Annotated in this window: 17 protein-coding genes and 1 riboswitch; of the genes, 12 read left to right on the top strand and 5 right to left on the bottom strand. The window is 72.0% G+C overall.

From position 1 onward, the window contains the following. Window positions 1–12: 12 nt before the first annotated feature. Genes ACSQ14_RS09110 through ACSQ14_RS09095 form a run of 4 tightly spaced genes read right to left on the bottom strand, consistent with a single transcriptional unit; the run spans window position 13 to window position 5,311 of the window. Window positions 13–942 carry a Gfo/Idh/MocA family protein gene (locus ACSQ14_RS09110; protein ID WP_436011882.1) on the bottom strand — a complete coding sequence of 310 codons (930 nt, stop codon included), beginning with the start codon at window positions 940–942 and terminating at the stop codon, window positions 13–15. Next, on the bottom strand, window positions 939–1,919 hold the full coding sequence (gene araD1, locus ACSQ14_RS09105; protein ID WP_436011880.1) for an AraD1 family protein: 981 nt from the start codon (window positions 1,917–1,919) through the stop codon (window positions 939–941). The genes ACSQ14_RS09110 and araD1 overlap by 4 nt, the downstream gene beginning before the upstream one ends. Continuing rightward, on the bottom strand, window positions 1,919–3,490 hold the full coding sequence (locus ACSQ14_RS09100; RefSeq protein WP_436011878.1) for an aldehyde dehydrogenase (NADP(+)): 1,572 nt from the start codon (window positions 3,488–3,490) through the stop codon (window positions 1,919–1,921). The genes araD1 and ACSQ14_RS09100 overlap by 1 nt, the downstream gene beginning before the upstream one ends. Window positions 3,491–3,508: 18 nt before the next feature. Continuing rightward, window positions 3,509–5,311 carry an IlvD/Edd family dehydratase gene (locus ACSQ14_RS09095; RefSeq protein ID WP_436011876.1) on the bottom strand — a complete coding sequence of 601 codons (1,803 nt, stop codon included), beginning with the start codon at window positions 5,309–5,311 and terminating at the stop codon, window positions 3,509–3,511. Between the two features lie 98 nt (window positions 5,312–5,409). Here ACSQ14_RS09095 and ACSQ14_RS09090 point away from each other — a divergent pair, with 98 nt between their 5' ends. Both ACSQ14_RS09090 and ACSQ14_RS09085 read left to right on the top strand, forming a co-directional pair. Next, window positions 5,410–6,735 carry a sugar MFS transporter gene (locus ACSQ14_RS09090; protein ID WP_436011874.1) on the top strand — a complete coding sequence of 442 codons (1,326 nt, stop codon included), beginning with the start codon at window positions 5,410–5,412 and terminating at the stop codon, window positions 6,733–6,735. After that, window positions 6,732–7,268: a GNAT family N-acetyltransferase gene (locus ACSQ14_RS09085; RefSeq protein ID WP_436011872.1), complete on the top strand. Its 537-nt coding sequence runs from the start codon at window positions 6,732–6,734 to the stop codon at window positions 7,266–7,268. The genes ACSQ14_RS09090 and ACSQ14_RS09085 overlap by 4 nt, the downstream gene beginning before the upstream one ends. 125 nt (window positions 7,269–7,393) lie before the next feature. On the opposite strand, the gene cobU is transcribed toward ACSQ14_RS09085, so the two are convergent. Beyond that, a complete protein-coding gene (cobU, locus tag ACSQ14_RS09080; protein ID WP_436011870.1) occupies window positions 7,394–7,909 on the bottom strand; it encodes a bifunctional adenosylcobinamide kinase/adenosylcobinamide-phosphate guanylyltransferase in 516 nt (171 codons plus the stop codon). Between the two features lie 43 nt (window positions 7,910–7,952). Next, window positions 7,953–8,138, top strand: a riboswitch (cobalamin riboswitch). A 137-nt stretch (window positions 8,139–8,275) separates the two neighbouring features. Here cobU and ACSQ14_RS09075 point away from each other — a divergent pair. Genes ACSQ14_RS09075 through ACSQ14_RS09030 form a run of 10 tightly spaced genes read left to right on the top strand, consistent with a single transcriptional unit; the run spans window position 8,276 to window position 18,549 of the window. Then, complete coding sequence (locus tag ACSQ14_RS09075) at window positions 8,276–10,240, top strand: TonB-dependent receptor plug domain-containing protein (protein WP_436011868.1); 1,965 nt, start codon at window positions 8,276–8,278, stop codon at window positions 10,238–10,240. Beyond that, window positions 10,240–11,220 (top strand): threonine-phosphate decarboxylase CobD, encoded by a 981-nt coding sequence (cobD, locus tag ACSQ14_RS09070; RefSeq protein WP_436011866.1) that lies wholly within the window; start codon window positions 10,240–10,242, stop codon window positions 11,218–11,220. The genes ACSQ14_RS09075 and cobD overlap by 1 nt, the downstream gene beginning before the upstream one ends. Next, window positions 11,220–12,053 (top strand): ABC transporter substrate-binding protein, encoded by an 834-nt coding sequence (locus ACSQ14_RS09065; RefSeq protein ID WP_436011864.1) that lies wholly within the window; start codon window positions 11,220–11,222, stop codon window positions 12,051–12,053. Before cobD ends, ACSQ14_RS09065 begins: the two co-directional genes overlap by 1 nt. Further along, window positions 12,050–13,051, top strand: coding sequence for a FecCD family ABC transporter permease (locus ACSQ14_RS09060; RefSeq protein ID WP_436011862.1), 1,002 nt, complete (start codon window positions 12,050–12,052; stop codon window positions 13,049–13,051). Before ACSQ14_RS09065 ends, ACSQ14_RS09060 begins: the two co-directional genes overlap by 4 nt. Next, window positions 13,048–13,827: an ABC transporter ATP-binding protein gene (locus tag ACSQ14_RS09055; RefSeq protein ID WP_436011860.1), complete on the top strand. Its 780-nt coding sequence runs from the start codon at window positions 13,048–13,050 to the stop codon at window positions 13,825–13,827. Before ACSQ14_RS09060 ends, ACSQ14_RS09055 begins: the two co-directional genes overlap by 4 nt. Next, complete coding sequence (gene cbiB / locus ACSQ14_RS09050; RefSeq protein WP_436011858.1) at window positions 13,817–14,779, top strand: adenosylcobinamide-phosphate synthase CbiB; 963 nt, start codon at window positions 13,817–13,819, stop codon at window positions 14,777–14,779. The genes ACSQ14_RS09055 and cbiB overlap by 11 nt, the downstream gene beginning before the upstream one ends. Continuing rightward, window positions 14,767–16,239: a cobyric acid synthase gene (locus ACSQ14_RS09045; RefSeq protein ID WP_436011856.1), complete on the top strand. Its 1,473-nt coding sequence runs from the start codon at window positions 14,767–14,769 to the stop codon at window positions 16,237–16,239. Before cbiB ends, ACSQ14_RS09045 begins: the two co-directional genes overlap by 13 nt. Further along, on the top strand, window positions 16,236–17,270 hold the full coding sequence (gene cobT / locus ACSQ14_RS09040) for a nicotinate-nucleotide--dimethylbenzimidazole phosphoribosyltransferase (protein ID WP_436011854.1): 1,035 nt from the start codon (window positions 16,236–16,238) through the stop codon (window positions 17,268–17,270). Before ACSQ14_RS09045 ends, cobT begins: the two co-directional genes overlap by 4 nt. Beyond that, window positions 17,267–18,043 carry an adenosylcobinamide-GDP ribazoletransferase gene (gene cobS, locus ACSQ14_RS09035; protein ID WP_436011852.1) on the top strand — a complete coding sequence of 259 codons (777 nt, stop codon included), beginning with the start codon at window positions 17,267–17,269 and terminating at the stop codon, window positions 18,041–18,043. The genes cobT and cobS overlap by 4 nt, the downstream gene beginning before the upstream one ends. Beyond that, window positions 18,040–18,549, top strand: a complete 510-nt coding sequence (locus ACSQ14_RS09030; protein WP_436011850.1) for a tyrosine phosphatase family protein — start codon at window positions 18,040–18,042, stop codon at window positions 18,547–18,549. The genes cobS and ACSQ14_RS09030 overlap by 4 nt, the downstream gene beginning before the upstream one ends. Window positions 18,550–18,576: the final 27 nt, after the last annotated feature.

Genomic DNA, 18,576 nt, shown 5'->3' with positions numbered 1-18,576 from the left:
GGCTCCTCCCCGTCACTCCACGAATGGATCAGTAGGCTGAAAGCGGCCGCAAAGGAAAGCGTCGGCGACCAGCCGCAGCGGGCGCAGATCCACGTCGCTGCGTCCCGCCCGCACCAGATCGACGAAGTGACGATACATCGCCGGGTATTCGCATTCGGCCGGAACCGGTTGGGCGGCCCCGTCGATCGAAAGCTTGTTGCCCCCCTCGGACAGCAGGAGTTCGCCGTCGTCGGCCTCGACCCTGATGTCCCAGCTTTGCGGCCCGGTCTGACGGAAATCGAACTCGGCCGCGATCGGAACCTCGGCGGCGGTCTTCAGGGCGAGCTGAGCGGCGATCGGCGCCTGGCAGTTGGCCGGAACCTCGAGTTCGGCTGCGCAGAGCCGAATCGGCTCGCCGACGATCGCGGTGAGGATCGACAGAGCGTTGATGCCGGGATCGAACACGCCGAAGCCGCCGGCCTGCCAGATCCAGGTCTGGCCGGGGTGCCAGTGCCGCACGTCCTCCTTCCAGGTGATCTGCATCTTGCGGATCGCGCGGCCGGCGATCCAGTCGCGTGCGGGCGCGACCGCCGCGGCGTAGCGCGAATGCCAGCTGGCGAAGAGCGTCACGCCCTTCACCTGGGCGAGCGCGATCAGGGCCTCGACCTCCGCAACGGTGGCGCCTGGCGGCTTTTCCAGAAAGACGTGCTTGCCCGCCGCCAGCGCATCGCGCGCCGCCTCGTAGCGGAACTGCGGCGGCTGGCACATGGCCACGGCGTCGAGCCCCGGCTCGGCGGCCAGCATGGCTTCGACGTCCTTGTAGTTGCGCACGCCCGGCGCCTCGCCGTGGCGGCTGGCGACCGCGACAAGCTCAGCGCCCTCGGTGCGGGCGATCGCCGGCAGGTGCTGGTCGCGGGCGATCTTCCCGAAGCCGACCAGACCGATCTTCAGCGCAGAGCTCATAGGCGGCGCACCTTCACCGGGGCGGCGGCCGGGGTCCGCGCCAGCGGGTTGCGGGCCGGCAGGCGGAACGGCGGGGCTTCGATCTCGAACACGTCGCCCTCCTGAGTGCGGAAGCCGTCCGAGAAGGAGAGCGTCGCGGTGCCGAAGAAATGCACGTGCACGTCCCCCGGCCGGCGGAAGCCGGCGTATTTGAAGTGGTGGTGCTCGAGGTTGGCGATGCTGTGGGACATGTTCGCCTCGCCCGACAGGAAGGCCTTTTCCCAGACCACCTCGCCGCCGCGGCGGATGCGGCTGACGCCGCGCAGGTCCTCCGGCAGCTCGCCCAGCAGCAGCTCCGGCCCGAGCGCGGCGGCGCGCAGCTTGGAATGCGCCAGCCACAGATAGTTGCCGCGCTCGGTGACGTGGTCGGAGAACTCGTTGCCGAGCACGAAGCCCAGCCGCACCGGCTCCCCATCCGCGTCGATCAGGTAGACGCCGGCGACCTCCGGCTCCTCGCTGCCGTCCTCGGCGAAGTGCGGCATGGCCAGCGGCTCATCCGGGCCGACGATGATCTGGCCGTCGCCCTTGTAGAACCACTCCGGCTGGACCCCGGCCTCGCCGGCCGGTGGCTTGCCGCCTTCGACGCCCATCAGGAACATCTTCATCGAGTCGGTGAGGTTTTCCTCGCCCTGGCTCGCCCGGTGCATCTTGTCCCGGCCCTCGGCCGAGCCGAGGTGGGTCAGGCCGGTGCCGCTGACCAGGGTGTGGGCGGCGTCGTCGTGGTCGATCGGGGCGAGCAGACGCACCGCCGCCAGATCGATCGGCTCACGGGCGAGCTGCTCGGCCAGGACCGCCAGCGAGACGTGCGAGGTGATCGCCCACTGCGCCAGACGCAGGGTGCTCTGGACGCCCTCGAGCCGTCGCGCCGCGCCTTCGGCGTCCAGCGCCGCAACGCCGCGCGCCTCGCCGTTGGCGAATTGAACCAGCGATCGGATCATCAGACGCGCTCCACGACGCCGTCGATACGACGGGCCAGCTTCCAGGGGTTGGCCGCCTGCAGCGCCGGCGGCAGCAGCGGGTCCGGCAGGTCCTGGTAGCAGACCGGCCGCAGGAACCGCGCCATGGCCAGGGTGCCGACCGAGGTGCTGCGGCCGTCCGAGGTCGCCGGGAACGGCCCGCCGTGCACCATGGCGTGGGTCACCTCGACGCCGGTCGGCCAGCCGTTGGCGAGCACGCGGCCGGCCTTGCGCTGCAGCGCCGGCAGCAAGCGCGCCGCGGCCGGCTGGTCGGCGGCGTCCAGCTGCAGCGTGGCGGTGAGCTGGCCTTCCAGGCCCTCGATCACGACCAGCATCTCGTCGAGGTCGCGACAGCGCACGACCATCGAAGACGCGCCGAAGACCTCGTGCGACAGGGTCGGGTCCGCCAGGAAGTCTGGGGCCGCGGCGCTGAACAGCGCGCCGCACGCCTGGTTCTGCCCCTCGCCCACCCGGCCCTGGGCCACCGGCGTGACGGCCGAATGCGCGGCCAGCGCGTCGACGCCGCGGGTGAAGCTCTCGCGGATGCCGGGCGTCAGCATCACCGCCGGATGGCTCTCGGCCAGCGCCTGGGCGGCGGCGGCGACGAACCGATCGAGGTCCGGACCGTCGAGGGCGATCACCAACCCCGGGTTGGTGCAGAACTGTCCCGCGCCCAGCGTCAGCGACTGGACGAAGGCCGGTCCCAGCGCCTCGGCCCGCGCGGCGAGCGCTCCCGGCAGCAGGACGACGGGATTGATGCTGCTCATCTCGGCGTAGACCGGGATCGGTTCGGCGCGCGCGTTGGCGATCCGCACCAGCGCCAGGCCGCCACCGCGCGAGCCGGTGAAGCCCACCGCCTTGATCCGCGGATCGGCGACCAGCGCCGAACCGAGGTCGTTCGAGGTCCCCGGCAGGAAGGAGAAGACGCCGGCCGGCAGGCCGCAGGCCGCGACCGCGGCCTGCACCGCGCGCGCCACCAGCTCGCCCGTGCCGGGGTGCGCCGGGTGGCCCTTGACCACCACGGGGCAGCCGGCGGCGAAGGCCGCGGCGGTGTCGCCGCCGGCCGTCGAGAAGGCCAGCGGGAAGTTCGAAGCGCCGAACACCGCCACCGGGCCGAGCGCCAGGTTCATCCGCCGCAGGTCCGCGCGCGGCGGCGTGCGTTCCGGCAGCGCCGGGTCGATCGCAGCGTCCAGCCAGTCGCCCTGACGCACCGCCTGGGCGAACAGCTTCAGCTGGCCGACCGTCCGGCCGCGCTCGCCTTCGAGCCTGACCCGCGGCAGCCCGGTTTCGGTCATGGCGGTGACGATCAGCTCGTCGCCGATCGCCAGGATGTTGTCGCCGACCGCCTCGATGAAGCGGGCGCGCGCCTCGGGCTCCAGCGTCGAGAAGCGTTCGAACGCCGCCGCCGCCAGGGCGCAGGCGTCGGCCACGTCCTGCTCATTGGCCGAGGAGAAGGCCGTCGGCAGCTCCACGCCCTTCGCCGGGTCGATGGCGAGAAACTTCAGGTCCCGCTGACGCTCTTCCGCGCCGACCAGCACTGCACCGTTGATCATGGCAGCTTCCAACTTTGCTTAGTGATTGTCGCGCGGCAGGCCGCGCGTCTGAGCGATCCGCTGAAACGCTTCCGCGCCTTCGAGGATCGCGCCGGTCTCCATCTGGCCGACCAGCGCACGCTGGATCTCCTGCCAGGGCGTCTGCGACGGCGGATAGGCGTAGCCCCCGGCCTGCGCGAGCGCCTCGCGGCGCGCGGCCAGCTCGGCGTCCGGCAGCAGCACGTCGGCCGACCCGCGCCGCAGGTCGATGCGCACCCGGTCGCCGGTGCGCAGCAGCGCCAGGCCGCCGCCTGCGGCCGCTTCCGGCGAGGCGTTGAGGATCGAAGGCGAGCCGGAGGTGCCGGACTGGCGGCCGTCGCCGAGGCACGGCAGGGCGTGGACGCCGTCCAGCAGCAGTTGCGCCGGCGGGCGCATGTTCACCACCTCGGCCGCGCCGGGATAGCCGATCGGCCCGGCCCCGCGCATGATCAGGATGGTCTCGGCGGTGATGCCGGTCGCCGGGTCGTCGATCCGGCGGTGGTAGTCCTCCGGGCCGTCGAAGACGACCACCGGGCCTTCGAAGGCCTCCGGATCGTCCGGATTGCTGAGATAGCGGGCGCGGAACTCCTCGGAGATCACGCTGGTCTTCATCACCGCGGCGTCGAACAGATTGCCCGACAGCACGAGGAAGCCGGCGTCCTCGCGCAGCGGCTGGTCGAACGGCCGGATGACCTTCTCGTCCTCGATCGTCGCGTTGCGGCAGTTGTCGCCGAAGGTCCGGCCGTTGACGGTCATCGCGCCTTCGCGGATCAGCCCCTTGGACATCAGCTGGTTCACCACCGCCGGCACGCCGCCGGCGCGGTAGTAGTCCTCGCCGAGGTACTCGCCGGCCGGCTGCAGGTTCACCAGCAGCGGCACCTTGTGGCCGACGTCCTGCCAGTCCTGGATGTCGAGCTGGACACCGAGGTGCCGGGCGATCGCCGCCAGGTGGATCGGCGCATTGGTCGAGCCGCCGATCGCCGAGTTGACGACGATGGCGTTGAGGAAGGCCTCGCGGGTCATGATGTCGGACGGCTTCAGGTCCTCGCCGACCATGTCCACGATGCGCTTGCCGGTGTGATAGGCGACCTCCTGCCGGTCGCGGTAGGGCGCAGGGATCGCCGCCGAGCCTGGCAGCGACATGCCCAGCGCCTCGGCCAGGCTGTTCATGGTGGTCGCGGTGCCCATGGTGTTGCAGTAGCCGGTGGACGGCGCCGAGGACGCCACCAGCCGGATGAAGCCGTCCTGGTCGATCTCGCCGGAGGCGAGCATCTCGCGCGCCTTCCAGACGATGGTCCCCGAGCCGGTGCGCTCGCCCTTGTGCCAGCCGTTCAGCATCGGCCCGACCGACAGGGCGATCGCCGGGATGTTCACCGTCGCCGCGGCCATCAGGCAGGCCGGCGTGGTCTTGTCGCAGCCGATGGTCAGCACGACCGCATCGAGCGGATAGCCGTAGAGCACCTCGACCAGGCCGAGATAGGCGAGGTTGCGGTCCAGCCCCGCCGTCGGCCGCTTGCCGGTCTCCTGGATCGGGTGCACCGGGAACTCGATGGCGATGCCGCCCGCCTCGCGGATGCCTTCGCGCACCCGCTCGGCCAGCACCAGGTGGTGGCGGTTGCAGGGGCTGAGATCCGAGCCGGTCTGGGCGATGCCGATGATCGGCCGACCGCTGCGCAGCTCCTCCAGGCTGATCCCGAAGTTCAGATAGCGCTCGAGATAGAGCGCGGTCATGTCGACGTTATCGGGGTTGTCGAACCAGGCGGCCGACCGCAGCTTGCGGGCCTGCGAGGGAGAACCGGTCATGGGCATTCCTAAGCGACGCGGGACGGGGGTGGCGTTGACGCCTTCTAATCGCGGATATACTCAGACAATAGCAAGATCAATGAATCTGCGGAGGAAACGTGCCCGCCCCTGTCGCCACTTCCGATACGGGCGTGACCGCCCCCGCCGTCACAGCCGACGGCTCGCCCGCGGCCTACCGCCCGGCGCTGACCCTGCTGGCCAGCCTCTTCTTCATGTGGGGCTTCATCACGGTCATCAACAACACGCTGCTGCCGCACCTGCGCAGCGTGTTCGACCTCAACTACACCCAGACGACACTGATCGAATCGGTCTGGTTCATCGCCTACTTCGTCGCCTCGATGCCCTCGGCCTGGCTGATCGAACGGGTCGGCTACAGGAAGGCGCTGGTCGCCGGCCTGAGCATTATGGCGCTCGGCGCGCTGCTGATGATCCCGGCTGCGCGCATCCCCTCCTACGGAGTCGTGCTCACCGCCCTCTTCGTCATCGCCAGCGGCATCACCCTGCTGCAGGTGGCGGCCAACCCTTACGTGGCGGTGATCGGCCCGCCGGAATCGGCCCCGGCGCGGTTGAACCTGGTCCAGGCGTTCAACTCGATGGGCACAATGTTCGCGCCCCTCTTCGGCGGCTACCTGATCCTCGGCCGCAGCGTCTCGGGCACCACCCAGGGCGCCACCCTCACAATGGAGCAGCGCCTCGCCGACGCGCAGTCGGTGCAACTGCCCTATCTGATCGTCGCCATCGTGCTGGTGGTGCTGGCGGTCGTCATCGCCCGCTTCAAGCTGCCGACCCTCAGCGCCGGCGCCCGGCGGGCGGCGGCCGAGGAGCGCAAGCACATGTCGCTCTGGCGCCACCGGAACCTGGTGCTGGGGATCCCGGCGATCTTCATCTACCTGATCGCCGAGATCGGGGTCAGCAACCTGTTCATCAACTTCGTCTCCGCCCCGGAGATCGGCAACCTCACCCACGAACAGGCCTCGCGCTACCTGTTCCTGCTGTGGGGCGGGATGATGGTCGGCCGCTTCGTCGGCAGCTTCGTCATGCGCCGCATCCCGGCGGAGAAGGTGCTCGCCGCCGCCGCCATCGGCGCCGCGGCCGTCATGCTGGTCGCGGCCACCGCCACCGGCTCGACCGCCATGTGGGCGCTGATCTCGGTCGGCCTGTTCCACTCGATCATGTTCCCGACCATCTTCACGCTCGGCATCCGCGGCCTGGGGCCGCTCACCGAAGAGGGCTCGGGGCTGCTGATCATGGCCATCGCCGGCGGCGCGCTGGTGATCGTCCAGGGCTGGCTGGCCGATCAGTACGGCCTGCAGGCGTCCTTCTTCCTGACCGTGATCTGCGAGCTCTACATCCTGTTCTACGCCCTGTGGGGCAGTCGCGCGCTGGGCCCGGAAGCGCACGCCGCGCCGACGCCCGCGCAATGATCGAAACCGCCCGGCTGGTCCTGCGGCCGTTCCGCGAAGACGACCGCGACGCCTTCGCCGCCTTCAACGGCGACGCGCGGGTCAGCGACTGGCTGGGCGGCCCGATCGACCGGGCGGCGAGCGACGCCCTGGTCGATCGCATCAACGCCCACATCGCCGAGCACGGCTTCGGGTTCTGGGCCGCCGAACTGAAGGCCGAAGCCCGGCTGGTCGGCATGATCGGCATCCGGCGGATGCCCGCCGATCTGCCGCCTGCGCCGGCCATCGAAGCCGGCTGGCGGCTCGCCCCGGCGGTCTGGGGCCAGGGGCTGGCGGCGGAAGGCGCCCGTGCGGCGCTGGACTGGGGGTTCGCCCATCTGCCGGACGACGAGATCCTCGCCATCACCGCCACCGGCAACCTGCGCTCCCAGGCGGTGATGCGGCGCATCGGCATGATCAAGCAGCCCGACCGCGGCTTCGACCATCCGCTGCTGGCCCCCGACTACCCGCTGCGCCGGCACGTGGTCTACGCCGCGGGGAGAGGGGCCGAGTAAGCCAAGCTCCCCCCTCCTCCGCTCTTCCCCGCGAAAGCGGGGATCCAGGCGTTCTTGTTCGACCGCTGCCCTAGAACGCAAAAAACCTGGGTCCCCGCTTTCGCGGGGATGACCTGCTGATGAGATTACTTCAGCCGCAGCGGGATTCCGGCGAACATCACCACCACCTCGTCGGCGCGTTCAGCCGCCCGCCGGTTCATCCGCCCGGCCTCGTCGCGGAACCGGCGGGCCAGCGCGTTCTCCGGGACGATGCTCATGCCGACCTCATTGGTCACCAGGATGACCTCGCCGGCACTCTCCGCCGCGGCGCAGAGCAGCGCCTCGGTCGCGGCCTCCAGATCGCGCTCGGCGAACATCAGGTTGTTCAGCCACAGCGTCAGGCAGTCGACGACCGCGCAGTCGGTGGCCGCGAGGCTCCGCAGCGCGTCGGCCGCCTCGAGCGGCGTCTCGCGCGTGCGCCAGGCTGGGCCGCGTTCCGCGCGATGACGGGCGATGCGCTCGGCCATCTCCGCGTCGAGCGCCTCGGCGGTGGCGATCATCACCGGCGCGCCGCCGCGGCGCGCGGCCTCGGCCTCGGCCAGCGCCTGGGCGTGCGCGCTCTTTCCGGAGCGGGCGCCGCCGATGATCAGTCGAAGTGCCATGGGATCCGCCCCCTTGTTTGACGTGCGCCAAGAGCACGACTATAGCGCCGCCCACGCAACGGGTTCCCGCAAGGGATCAAAAGGGAACTGGGTGAAAGACCCAGGCTGTCCCCGCAACTGTGAGCGGCGAGCGCGATCCCACGCGCCACTGGGCCTGGCAAGGCCTGGGAAGGCGGGATCGAGCGATTGAGCCGTGAGTCAGGAGACCTGCCCGCAGCGGTCGTCATTCGGCGAGGTCGGGGATGGCCTTGGCGAACGGGATGAAACCCCGGTTCGGCGACGTTGATCCGGCCGCGCGTGCGCGGGACTGGCGCGTTGCGGCGCGCCCAGCCTGCGTGCGTCGGCCCTTCGTCTGAGGGGCTTGCTTTGAACTCTAAGCTGTTTGTTTCCACTGCATTCTGCGTCATCGCCGCAGCGGCGCCCGCCGCTGTCCACGCCGAGGCCGCCGCCGAGGTTCCGGCGGTCGACGAACTGGTCGTCGTCGCCGGCCGCACGGCCGAACGCGCCGACCGCGTCGGTCAGCAGGTCACCGTCATCACCGCCGAAACGCTGCAGGAAAAGCAGACGCCGCTGCTGACCGAGATCCTGGCCACCACGCCGGGCGTCAGCTTCTCGCGCAACGGCGGCGTCGGCGGGACGACCAACGTCTACATCCGCGGCGCTGAGCCCGGGCAGACGGTCGTGCTGATCGACGGGGTCAAGCTGAACGATCCTTCGACCACGGACGCCGGGTTCAACTTCGGCCACATGCTGGTCGGCGACATCGCCCGCGTCGAGATCCTGCGCGGCCCGCAGTCGGTGCTGTGGGGCAGCCAGGCGATCGGCGGGGTCATCAACCTGCTGACCGCCGTGCCGACAGAACCGTTCGAAACGAGTCTCCTCGCGGAAGGCGGCTCCAACGACTGGGCCTACGGCCGCGCCGCGCTCGGCGGCAAGTCGGAGCGGGTCAGCTGGCGCGCGACGGCGGGCTACCTGACCACCAGCGGCATCTCGACCTTCGACGAGGCCAAGGGCGGCCGCGAACTGGACGGCTACCGCAACATTGGCGCCAGCGCCAAGGCGGACGTCGCCGTCACCGATCAGCTCTCGCTGGACCTGCGCACCATCTACTCGCGTGGCCGCAACGAGATGGACGGCCTCGTGCCGCCGAACTTCGTCTTCGGCGACACCCGCGCGTTGGGCACGACCCAGGACCTGGTCGGCTACGCCGGCGCACGCCTCAGCCTGCTGGACGGAAGGTTCACCAACCGGGCGGGCTACGCCTACACCAGCACCATCCGTAAGAACTACGACCCGGATCAGGCGGTGACCGACGTCACGTTCCGCGCCTCCGGCCGCAACGAGCGGTTCGAGTACCAGGGCGCCTTCGAGGTCACGCCGGTGTGGACCGCGGTCTTCGGGGCGGAGACCGAGAAGTCGAAGATGCGGACCGCGTCGCCCAGCGACTTCGATCCCAACCCGACGCCGGTGCACAGCAGCGCCCGGCTCGACAGCTTCTATGCGAACCTCCGCGGCGACGTGATCTCCAACCTGACGCTCAGCGGCGGCGTGCGGCAGGATCACCACAGCGACTTCGGCGGCAACACCGTGGGTCAGGCCTCGGCCGCCTGGCGGCTCAACGAAGGCAAGACCGTGCTGCGGGCCAGCTGGGGTCAGGCCTTCAAGGCGCCGAGCCTCTATCAGCTGGGCAGCGAGTACGGGAACCCGACGCTGGATCCGGAATCCTCGCACAGCTGGGACGCCGGGGTGGAGCACCGGATGATGGACGGCCGGATCGTCGTCTCCGCCGCCTACTTCGAGCGCAAGACCAAGAACCAGATCGACTTCTTCACCTGCCTGTCCGCCGCCAGCGACCCGCTGTGCGTCGGCGCCAACGGCGTGCCGCGCTTCGGCTTCTACGCCAACACCGCACGCACCAAGGCCAAGGGCGTGGAGCTCGACGCCGACGCCCAGCTGACCGACGCCCTGGCGCTATCGGTCAACTACACCTGGGTCGATGCGCGCAACGACGCGGAGACGAGCCGCAACTTCGACAAGCGGCTGCCGCGCCGTCCGGCCCGGGTCGGAAATGTCGAGGTGAGCTACGACTGGCCGAACGCGTTGCAGACCGCGGTCGCGGTCCAGTACGCCGGTGACCGGTTCGACGACGCCGCCAACCGCAACGTGCTGAAGGGCTACGTCCTGTGGGATGTGCGGGCCTCCTATCCGGTCAACGAGCAGGTCGAGGTCTACGGCCGCGTCGAGAACCTGTTCGACCAGTCCTACGAGACCATCCGCAACTATGGTCAGCTCGGTCGCGCCGCCTACGCCGGCGTGCGGGCGAAGTTCTGATGGACGCGGCCGCCGCGCTGGAGGCGTTCAGCCGGCATGGCGGCCGTCTCGCGGCGGCGCGCGCGGCCTTTCCGGCCGCGCCGCAGCCCTGGCTCGACCTGTCGACCGGGATCAACCCCCGTCCCTACCCGGCCCCGGCGGCGAGCCAGGCGGCCCGGGCGCGGCTGCCGGACCCCGAGGCGCTCCTAGCGCTTGAGGCCGCCGCCGCCCGGGCCTTTGACGCACCCGCCGAGAGGGTCACCGCGGTCCCCGGCAGCGAGGCGGCGATCCGCTTGCTGCCGGACGTGCTGGGCGTCCGCCGGGTGGCCGTCGCCGCCGACACCTATGGTGGTCACGCCGAGGCCTGGCGCGCGGCCGGCGCGGAGATCCTCGACCAGCCGCAGCGCGCCGACGCCTGGGTGGTGGTCAATCCGAACAATCCTGACGGCCGCACGGTGGCCAGCGACGAGCTCGTCGCCTCCGCCAGCCGCCGTTGGACCATCGTCGACGAGGCTTTCGTCGAGACCGATCCGCAGCTCAGCGTCGCCGCGCGGGCCGGCGACGGCCGGCTGATCGTGCTGCGCTCGTTCGGCAAGTTCTACGGCCTGGCGGGGCTGCGGCTGGGCTTCGTCGTCGCCGACGACAGGGTGACCGCCGGGCTCCGCGCCCGGCTCGGCGACTGGCCGCTCAGCGCCGACGCCCTGGCCGCCGGCCAGGCGGCCTACCCGGACACGGCCTGGGCCGAGCGCACGCGCCGCAGACTGGGCCGGGACGCCGCCCGGCTCGACCGGCTGCTGGTCCGCGCCGGGCTCACCCCGGTGGGCGGAACTTCGCTGTTCCGTCTGGTCCGGGCTCCGGACGCACGCGCGACCTTCCTGCGGCTCGCCCGCGCCGGCATTCTCTGCCGGCCGTTCGACGACTCGCAGCTTCTCCGTTTCGGACTTCCCGGCCGCCCCGCGGACTGGGCCCGCCTCGCCGCAGCCCTTTCGGGAGACCTCTGATGCAGCCCACCCGTCGCGCAGCCGTGGTCGGCGCCGCGGCGCTGGGCCTCGCCGGCGCCGCCGCGACTCCCGCCCGCCGCATCGTCTCACTCAACCCCTGTCTGGACGCCATTCTGCTGGCGGTCGCCGCGCCTCGGCAGATCGCCGCGCTCAGCCACTATTCGCGCGAACCGGGCAACTCCAGCATCGGCGACCTGGCCCGCCAGTTCCCCTTCACCTACGAGAGCGCCGAAGAGGTGATCGCGCTGTCGCCGGACCTCGTGCTGGCGAGCCGCCATTCGTCGCTGGCGACGCGCAATGCGCTCAAGCGGCTCGGCGTGAAGGTCGAGGTGTTCTCGACGCCCGACAATGTCCCCGACAGCCTCGCCCAGGTGCGCCGCGTCGCCGATCTGGCCGGCCAGCCCGGACTCGGTCGCCGCGAGATCGCCCGCATCGAGGCGGCGCTGACCGCGGCCGCGCCGGCGCCCGGCGCCCGGCCGGTGCGGGCCCTGGTATTCCAGCGGAACGGGTTCTCCTCAGGCCCCGACACCCTGATGGACGAATTGCTGCGTCGAACCGGCTTTCGCAACGCGGCGCTCGACTACGGCGCCAAGCGCACCACGGACCTCTCGCTCGACGTGGTCGTCGCCGACCCGCCGGACATCCTGCTGAGCGGCGAGGCCCTGCCGGGCGCGCCGACCTGGGGCGAACGGGTGATGCGTCACCCGGCGCTCGAACGGCTGAAAGGCCGGGTTCAGATCGTCAGCTTCCCGCAGCACCTGATGTTCTGCGGCGGCCCCAACCTGGTCGAGGCCGCCGAGCGGCTCGCCAAGGCCCGGAGACTGGTCGCATGAGCGAGTCCATCGTCCGTCGTCCGCCCACCGTCCTGATCAGCGCCGGCCTCGCCCTGCTCCTAACGCTGCTGTTCGCCCTGTCGCTCAGCGCCGGGCGGGTGTGGATCCCGCTCGACGCCTGGACCGCCTGGGGCCAGGACCCGCGCTGGACCGTCATCTTCGAGCTGCGCCTGCCGCGCACCCTGCTGGCGCTGCTGGTCGGCGCCGCGCTCGGGGCGTCGGGCGCGGCCCTGCAGGGCTACACCCGCAACCCGCTCGCCGACCCAGGCGTGCTCGGCATTTCGTCGGCCGCCGGCCTGGGCGCGGTGATCGTGCTCTATTTCGGCCTGACCGCGGCCTCGCCTTGGCTGCTGCCGGCCGGGGCGATGATCGGCGCGACCCTTGGGCTGGCCTGCCTGCTGGCCCTGGCCGGCTCGAGCTCGACCGTCGTCACCTTCGTCCTGGCCGGCATCGTCATCCAGACCATGGCGACGGCGGCGACGACCCTGGCGGTCAACCTCGCCCCCACGCCCTGGGCGGTGGACGAGATCGTCAGCTGGCTGATGGGCGCGGTCGCCGACCGCAGCTTCGAGGAGCTCAAGCTCGCCACGCCGTTCGTAGCCCTCGGCCTCGTCCTGCTGCTCAGCACCCGGCGGGCGTTGGACGCGCTGACTCTCGGCGAGGTCGGCGCTCGGGCGCTCGGCGTCGACCTCGGCGCCGTGCGGCTGCGGCTGGCGGCCGGCGTCGCCCTGGCCGTCGGGGCCAGCGTCGCGGTCACCGGGGTCATCGGTTTTGTCGGCCTGATCACCCCGCACCTGATGCGGCCGTGGTGCGGCTCGCGGCCTGGAGCGCTGATCGTCCCCAGCGCGATCGCCGGCGCAGTGCTCTTGCTGGCGGCCGACATCCTGGTGCGGCTGACGCCTGCGGCGGTCGAGATCCGCCTGGGCGCCGCCATGGCTGTCCTTGGCGGCCCGTTCTTCCTCGCCCTCCTGATCCGCATGCGCAGGCGCATCACATGAGCCAGATCCTCGCCGCTTCAGGCCTCGCCGTCCGGCTCGGTGGCCGCTCCGTGTTCGAGGGCCTCGACGCCGCCTTCCAGCCCGCCCGGGTCACCTGCGTCGTCGGCCCCAACGGCGCCGGCAAGTCGACGCTGCTGGCCTGCCTGGCCGGCCTGCGCCGCCCGGACGCCGGCCGCGTCCGGCTGGGCGACATCGACGTGCTGGGGCTCGGCCCCGCCGCCCGCGCCCGGCGCATCGGCTTCCTGCCACAGACGCCGGAGATCGCCTGGCCGATCGACGTCGACGCGCTGGTCACGCTGGGCCGCACGCCGCACCGCAGCAGCGGTCGCTCGCCGGCCGACCGCGCCGCGGTCGCCCAGGCGATGCAGGCGACCGGCGTCACCGCCTTCGCCGGCCGCAAGGTCGACACCCTGTCCGGCGGCGAACGGGCCCGGGTGCTGATCGCCCGCGCCCTGGCCGGCGAACCGGAATGGTTGCTGGCCGACGAGCCGCTGACCGGGCTCGATCCCGGCCACCAGATCGACACCTGCGGCCTGTTCCGCCAGCTCGCGCACGAGCGCGGCTACGGCGTGGTGCTGACCCTGCACGACCTGCCGCTGGCGCTGCGGCTGGCCGACAGCGTGCTAGTGCTCGCCGAGGGCGGCCTGATCGCCAGCGGCGCCCCGAATGCGGCGTTGACGCCGGAGGTGATCCGCCGCGCCTACGGGGTCGAAGCCAAGCTGGTTCCGGGCCACCATGGCCCTGTGCTGGAGCTGATCGGCCGCCATGCCGCTTGAGCTGGCGGCCGCCTGGCCGGGCGCGCTCGGCGCGCTGGGCGGGCTCGCCGCCGAGGCGGCGCTGGGCTACCCGGCGGCGCTGCACCGGCGGCTGCCGCATCCGGTGGTCTGGCTCGGGACGGCGATCTCCGGCCTGGAACGACGCTGGAACCGGCCGGACTGGACGCCCGCCTTGCGCAGGGCGCTCGGCGTCGCGACCGTGGCTCTGGTTGCTGGCGTCGCCGCCCTCGCCGGCTGGCTGCTGCAGCGGCTCTGCGCCGCCCTGCCGTTCGGGCTGGTCCTGTTCGCGCTGCTGGCCACCCTCGGCCTCGCCCAACGCAGCCTGTTCGAGCACGTCGCCGCCGTGCGCGACGCGCTGACCGGCGGCGACCTTCCGGCCGCCCGCGCCGCGGTAGGCATGATCGTCGGTCGCGACGTCGCCAATCTCGACGCCAGCGAAGTCGCCGCCGCCGGCCTCGAGAGCCTGGCGGAAAGCTTCAACGACGGGGTCGTCGCGCCGGCCTTCTGGTTGGCGGTCGCCGGCCTGCCCGGCCTGTTCGCCTACAAGGCGATCAACACCGCCGACAGCCTGATCGGCCACATGGAGCCGCGCTGGCGCACCTTCGGCTGGGCCGCGGCCCGCACCGACGACCTCGCCAACCTGGCCCCGGCGCGGCTGGCCGGCCTGCTGATCGCGCTCGCCGGCGGCCGCGGCCTGCGGACCATGCTGCGCGACGCCAGCAAGCACGCTTCACCCAACGCCGGCTGGCCGGAAGCGGCGATGGCCGGCGCGCTCGGCCGCACCCTGGGCGGAACGGCCAGCTACGACGGTCTGCGCGTTGACCGGCCGACGTTCGGCGACGGTCCAGCACCGGAACCGACGGACCTCGCCCGCGGCTTGACGCTGTATCGCCGGGCCTGCGTCCTGCTGTGGTTGCTTATTGGACTGGGAGCGTTCGCATGGCGGCTCTGATGCTGCAGGGCTGCGGCTCCGACGTCGGCAAGTCGGTGCTGGTGGCCGGGCTCTGCCGGCTGTTCGCCAACCGCGGGCTGAAGGTGCTGCCGTTCAAGCCGCAGAACATGTCGAACAACGCCGCGGTCACCGCCGACGGCGGCGAGATCGGCCGTGCCCAGGCGCTGCAGGCGCTGGCCTGCCGCGCCGAGCTGACGGTCGACATGAACCCGGTGCTGATCAAGCCGCAGAGCGACCGCGGCGCCCAGGTGGTGGTGCGCGGCCGCATGCAGGGCTCGTGGCAGGCCGCGGACTACCAGGGCCGCAAAGGTCAACTGCTGGACGTCGTACTGGAAAGCTATCGCCGGCTCGCCGCCGAGTGCGATCTAGTCATCGTCGAGGGCGCCGGCAGTCCGGCAGAGATCAACCTGCGCGCCGGCGACATCGCCAACATGGGCTTCGCCCTAGCCGCCGACGTTCCGGTGGTGCTGGTCGGCGACATCGACCGCGGCCACGTAATCGCCGCCCTGGCCGGCGCGAAGACGGTGCTATCTCCAGATGATGCTTCGGCCATTCAAGGTTTTATCATCAATAAGTTCCGCGGAGATCCTCAACTGTTTGATGAAGGCCGCCGGATCATCACCGAGCTGACCGGCTGGCCCGACCTCGGCATGGTCCCCTGGCTCGCACCGGCCGCCCGGTTGCCGGCCGAGGACGCCGTGGTGCTGGAGCGCGCCGGCGCGACCGCCGGAGCGCGCCGCATCAAGGTGGTCGCGCCGATGCTGTCGCGCATCGCCAACTTCGACGACTTCGACCCGCTGCGCGCCGAACCGGAGGTGGACTTCGGCTTCGTGCCGCCGGGTCAGCCGCTGCCGGGCGACGCCGACCTCGTCATCCTGCCTGGAACCAAGGCGACGCTGGGCGACCTCGCCTTCCTCCGCGCCCAGGGCTGGGACATCGACCTTGCCGCCCACGTCCGCCGCGGCGGACGCGTGCTGGGCGTCTGCGGCGGCTATCAGATGCTCGGCCGGCGCATCGCCGACCCGCAGGGGATCGAGGGCCCGCCCGGCGCGGCCGAGGGGCTCGGCCTGCTCGACGTCGAGACGGTGCTTACGGCCGAGAAGACCCTGAAGCCCGTCGCCGGCCGCGGCTTCGACGACGCCCCAATGAGCGGCTACGAAATGCACGTCGGCGCGACCTCCGGTCCTGGCCTCGCGCGCCCCTTCCTGCAGCTCGACGGCGAAGGCCCGCATGGCGCCTGCTCGGCGGATGGCCGTGTGATGGGCGGCTATGTGCACGGCCTGTTCGCCGCCGGCGGCTTCCGGGCGGCCTTCTTGGCCAGGCTCGGCGCCTACTCCGAAGCCCTCGACCACGGCGCACGGGTCGATCAGGCGCTGGACGAAATCGCCGAGCAGCTGGCGCAACATCTCGACATCACATCGCTCGCGCGGATCGCGGGCCTGGAAGGCTTCTCCCTATGATCTGGTCCCTGCCCGACCTCCCGCCGCTCGACCTCGATGTCGCGGCGGAGCTGCGCCGGATCGTCGACGGCAAAGCCAAGCCGCCCGGCGCGCTCGGCCGGCTGGAGGATCTCGCCGTCCAGTTGGGCGCGATCCAGGGCCGGGTGGATCCGCACGCCGACCGCGCCGTCGTGCTGCTGTTCGCCGGCGACCACGGCCTGACCGAGGACGGTGTTTCGGCCTATCCGCGCGAGGTGACCGCCGCCATGGTGCGGCTGATCCTCGACGGCCGCGCCAGCGTCAGCGCGCTGGCCCGCGCGACCGGGGCCGAGGTGCGGGTGATCGACGCCGGGGTCGCCGGCGCCTTGCCGCCGCACCCCATGCTGCAGGCCTCCAAGGTCCGCGAGGGGACCCGCAACGCCGCGCGCGAAGCGGCGATGACAGCGGAGGAATGCGCCCAAGCGCTGGCCTGCGGGGCCGGGGCCGTCCACAGCGCCGTCGCCGCCGGGGCCGAGGTCATCGCGCTGGGCGAGATGGGCATCGGCAACACCGCCGCCGCCAGCCTGCTGCTGCATCGCCTGGGACCGGCGCCGTTGGCGGACTGCATTGGCCTCGGCGCCGGCCACGACGACGCGGGGCTGGCGCGCAAGCAGCGCGTGCTGGCCGCCGCCGCCGAGCGCTGCGACGCCCACGAGCCGTTCGAGGTCCTGCGCCAGTTCGGCGGCCTGGAGATCGCCGGCATGACCGGCGCGGCGCTGGCGGCGGCCGCCGCGCGGCGGCCGGTCGTCGTCGACGGCTTCATCTCCACCGCCGCGGTGCTGGTCGCCGCGCGCCTGCAGCCGCGGGTGCTGGACTACTGCTTCTTCGGCCACAGTTCCGCCGAGCGCGCGCACCGGCTGATGCTGGCCCAACTCAGCGCCCAGCCCCTGCTCGACCTCGGCCTGCGGCTGGGCGAAGGGACCGGCGCGGTGCTCGCCCTGCCGATCCTCAGAGCCGCCGCGGCGATGGCCCGCGAGACCGCCTCGCTCGCCGAGGTGTTGGGACAAGCATGATCGCCCGCGAGCTCGACCGGCTGGCCTGCGCGGCCCAGTTCCTGACCCGCCTGCCGCTGCCCGGGCCGCGCGCCTGGAACGACGAGTTGCTGGCCCGCTCGGCGCGTTACTTCCCGCTGGTCGGGCTGCTGGTCGGCGGACTCTGCGCCGCGGTGTTCCTGATCGCCCGGCAGGTCTGGCCGACCGGCGTCCTGCCGGCGGTGCTGGCGAGCGCGGCGGGCGCGCTGGTCACCGGCGCCTTCCACGAGGACGGCCTGGCCGATACCGCCGACGGCCTGGGCGGGGGCCAGTCGCCCGAACAGCGGCTGGCGATCATGAAGGACAGCCGGCTCGGCACCTATGGCGCGCTGGCGCTGGGCCTGGTGCTGGCGGCGAAGGTCGCCGCGGTGGGCGAGTTGGCCGCCGGCTGGGCCGCCGCCGGGGCGATCGTCGCGGCCCATGCGCTGGGGCGGGCCGCCGCGGTCGGCGCCATGCGCCTGCTGCCCTACGCCGCCGATCCGGCCGCCTCCAAGCTGAAGCCGGTGGCGCGCGACGTGCGCGGCTACGAGGTGGCGATCGCCGTCGCCATCGGCCTCGCGCCGCTGGTCTTCCTGCCGGCGCAGGTCGCGGTCGTCGGCCTGCTGCTCGGCGCGATCGCCGCCTTGTGGCCGGCGCTGGCTGCGCGCCGGCTCATCGGGGGGTATACCGGTGACGTGCTGGGCGCGATCGAACAGGCCTTCGAGACGGCGTTCCTGCTGGGCGTCGTCGCGGCCGCGGGACTGGGACTGCGATGAAACTGCTGATCGGACCGCTGGAGGAAGTCGCCACCCTGTGCGAGGCGCACCGTCCCTCGCACCTGGTGAGCTGGCTCTCGCCGCCAGCCGAGGCGCCGGAGATCGCCGCGGCCTTCGCGCCGTCGCGCCGGCTGCTGTTGGCCTCCCACGACATCATCGAGCTGACCGAGGGGCTGCAGGCGCCGACCGCCGACGACGTCGGCAAGCTGATCGCCTTCGCCCACGACTGGGATCGCGGACGGCCGATGCTGGTGCATTGCTGGGCCGGCGTCAGCCGCTCGACCGCGGCGGCTTTCGTGGTCGCCTGTGCGCTCAGCGCCCGACCGGAGCGCGAGCTCGCCCAGGCGCTGCGCCGGGCCTCGCCCAGCGCCACGCCCAACCTGCTGATCGTCCGCCACGCCGACGAGCTGCTCGGCCGCGACGGCCGGATGGTCGAGGCGGTGGCCGAAATAGGACGCGGCGCCGAGGTGTTCCTCGGCGCCGCGTTTGAACTTCAGCCGTTCTGACGCCGGCCTAGCCTGCGGCAAGGCCGG

Source organism: Phenylobacterium sp. LjRoot219, assembly GCF_964252995.1.
In the GTDB taxonomy this organism is placed as follows: domain Bacteria; phylum Pseudomonadota; class Alphaproteobacteria; order Caulobacterales; family Caulobacteraceae; genus Phenylobacterium.
Note: the sequence above shows the minus strand (reverse complement) of the source record. Positions and strands in the feature narration are given on the sequence as shown.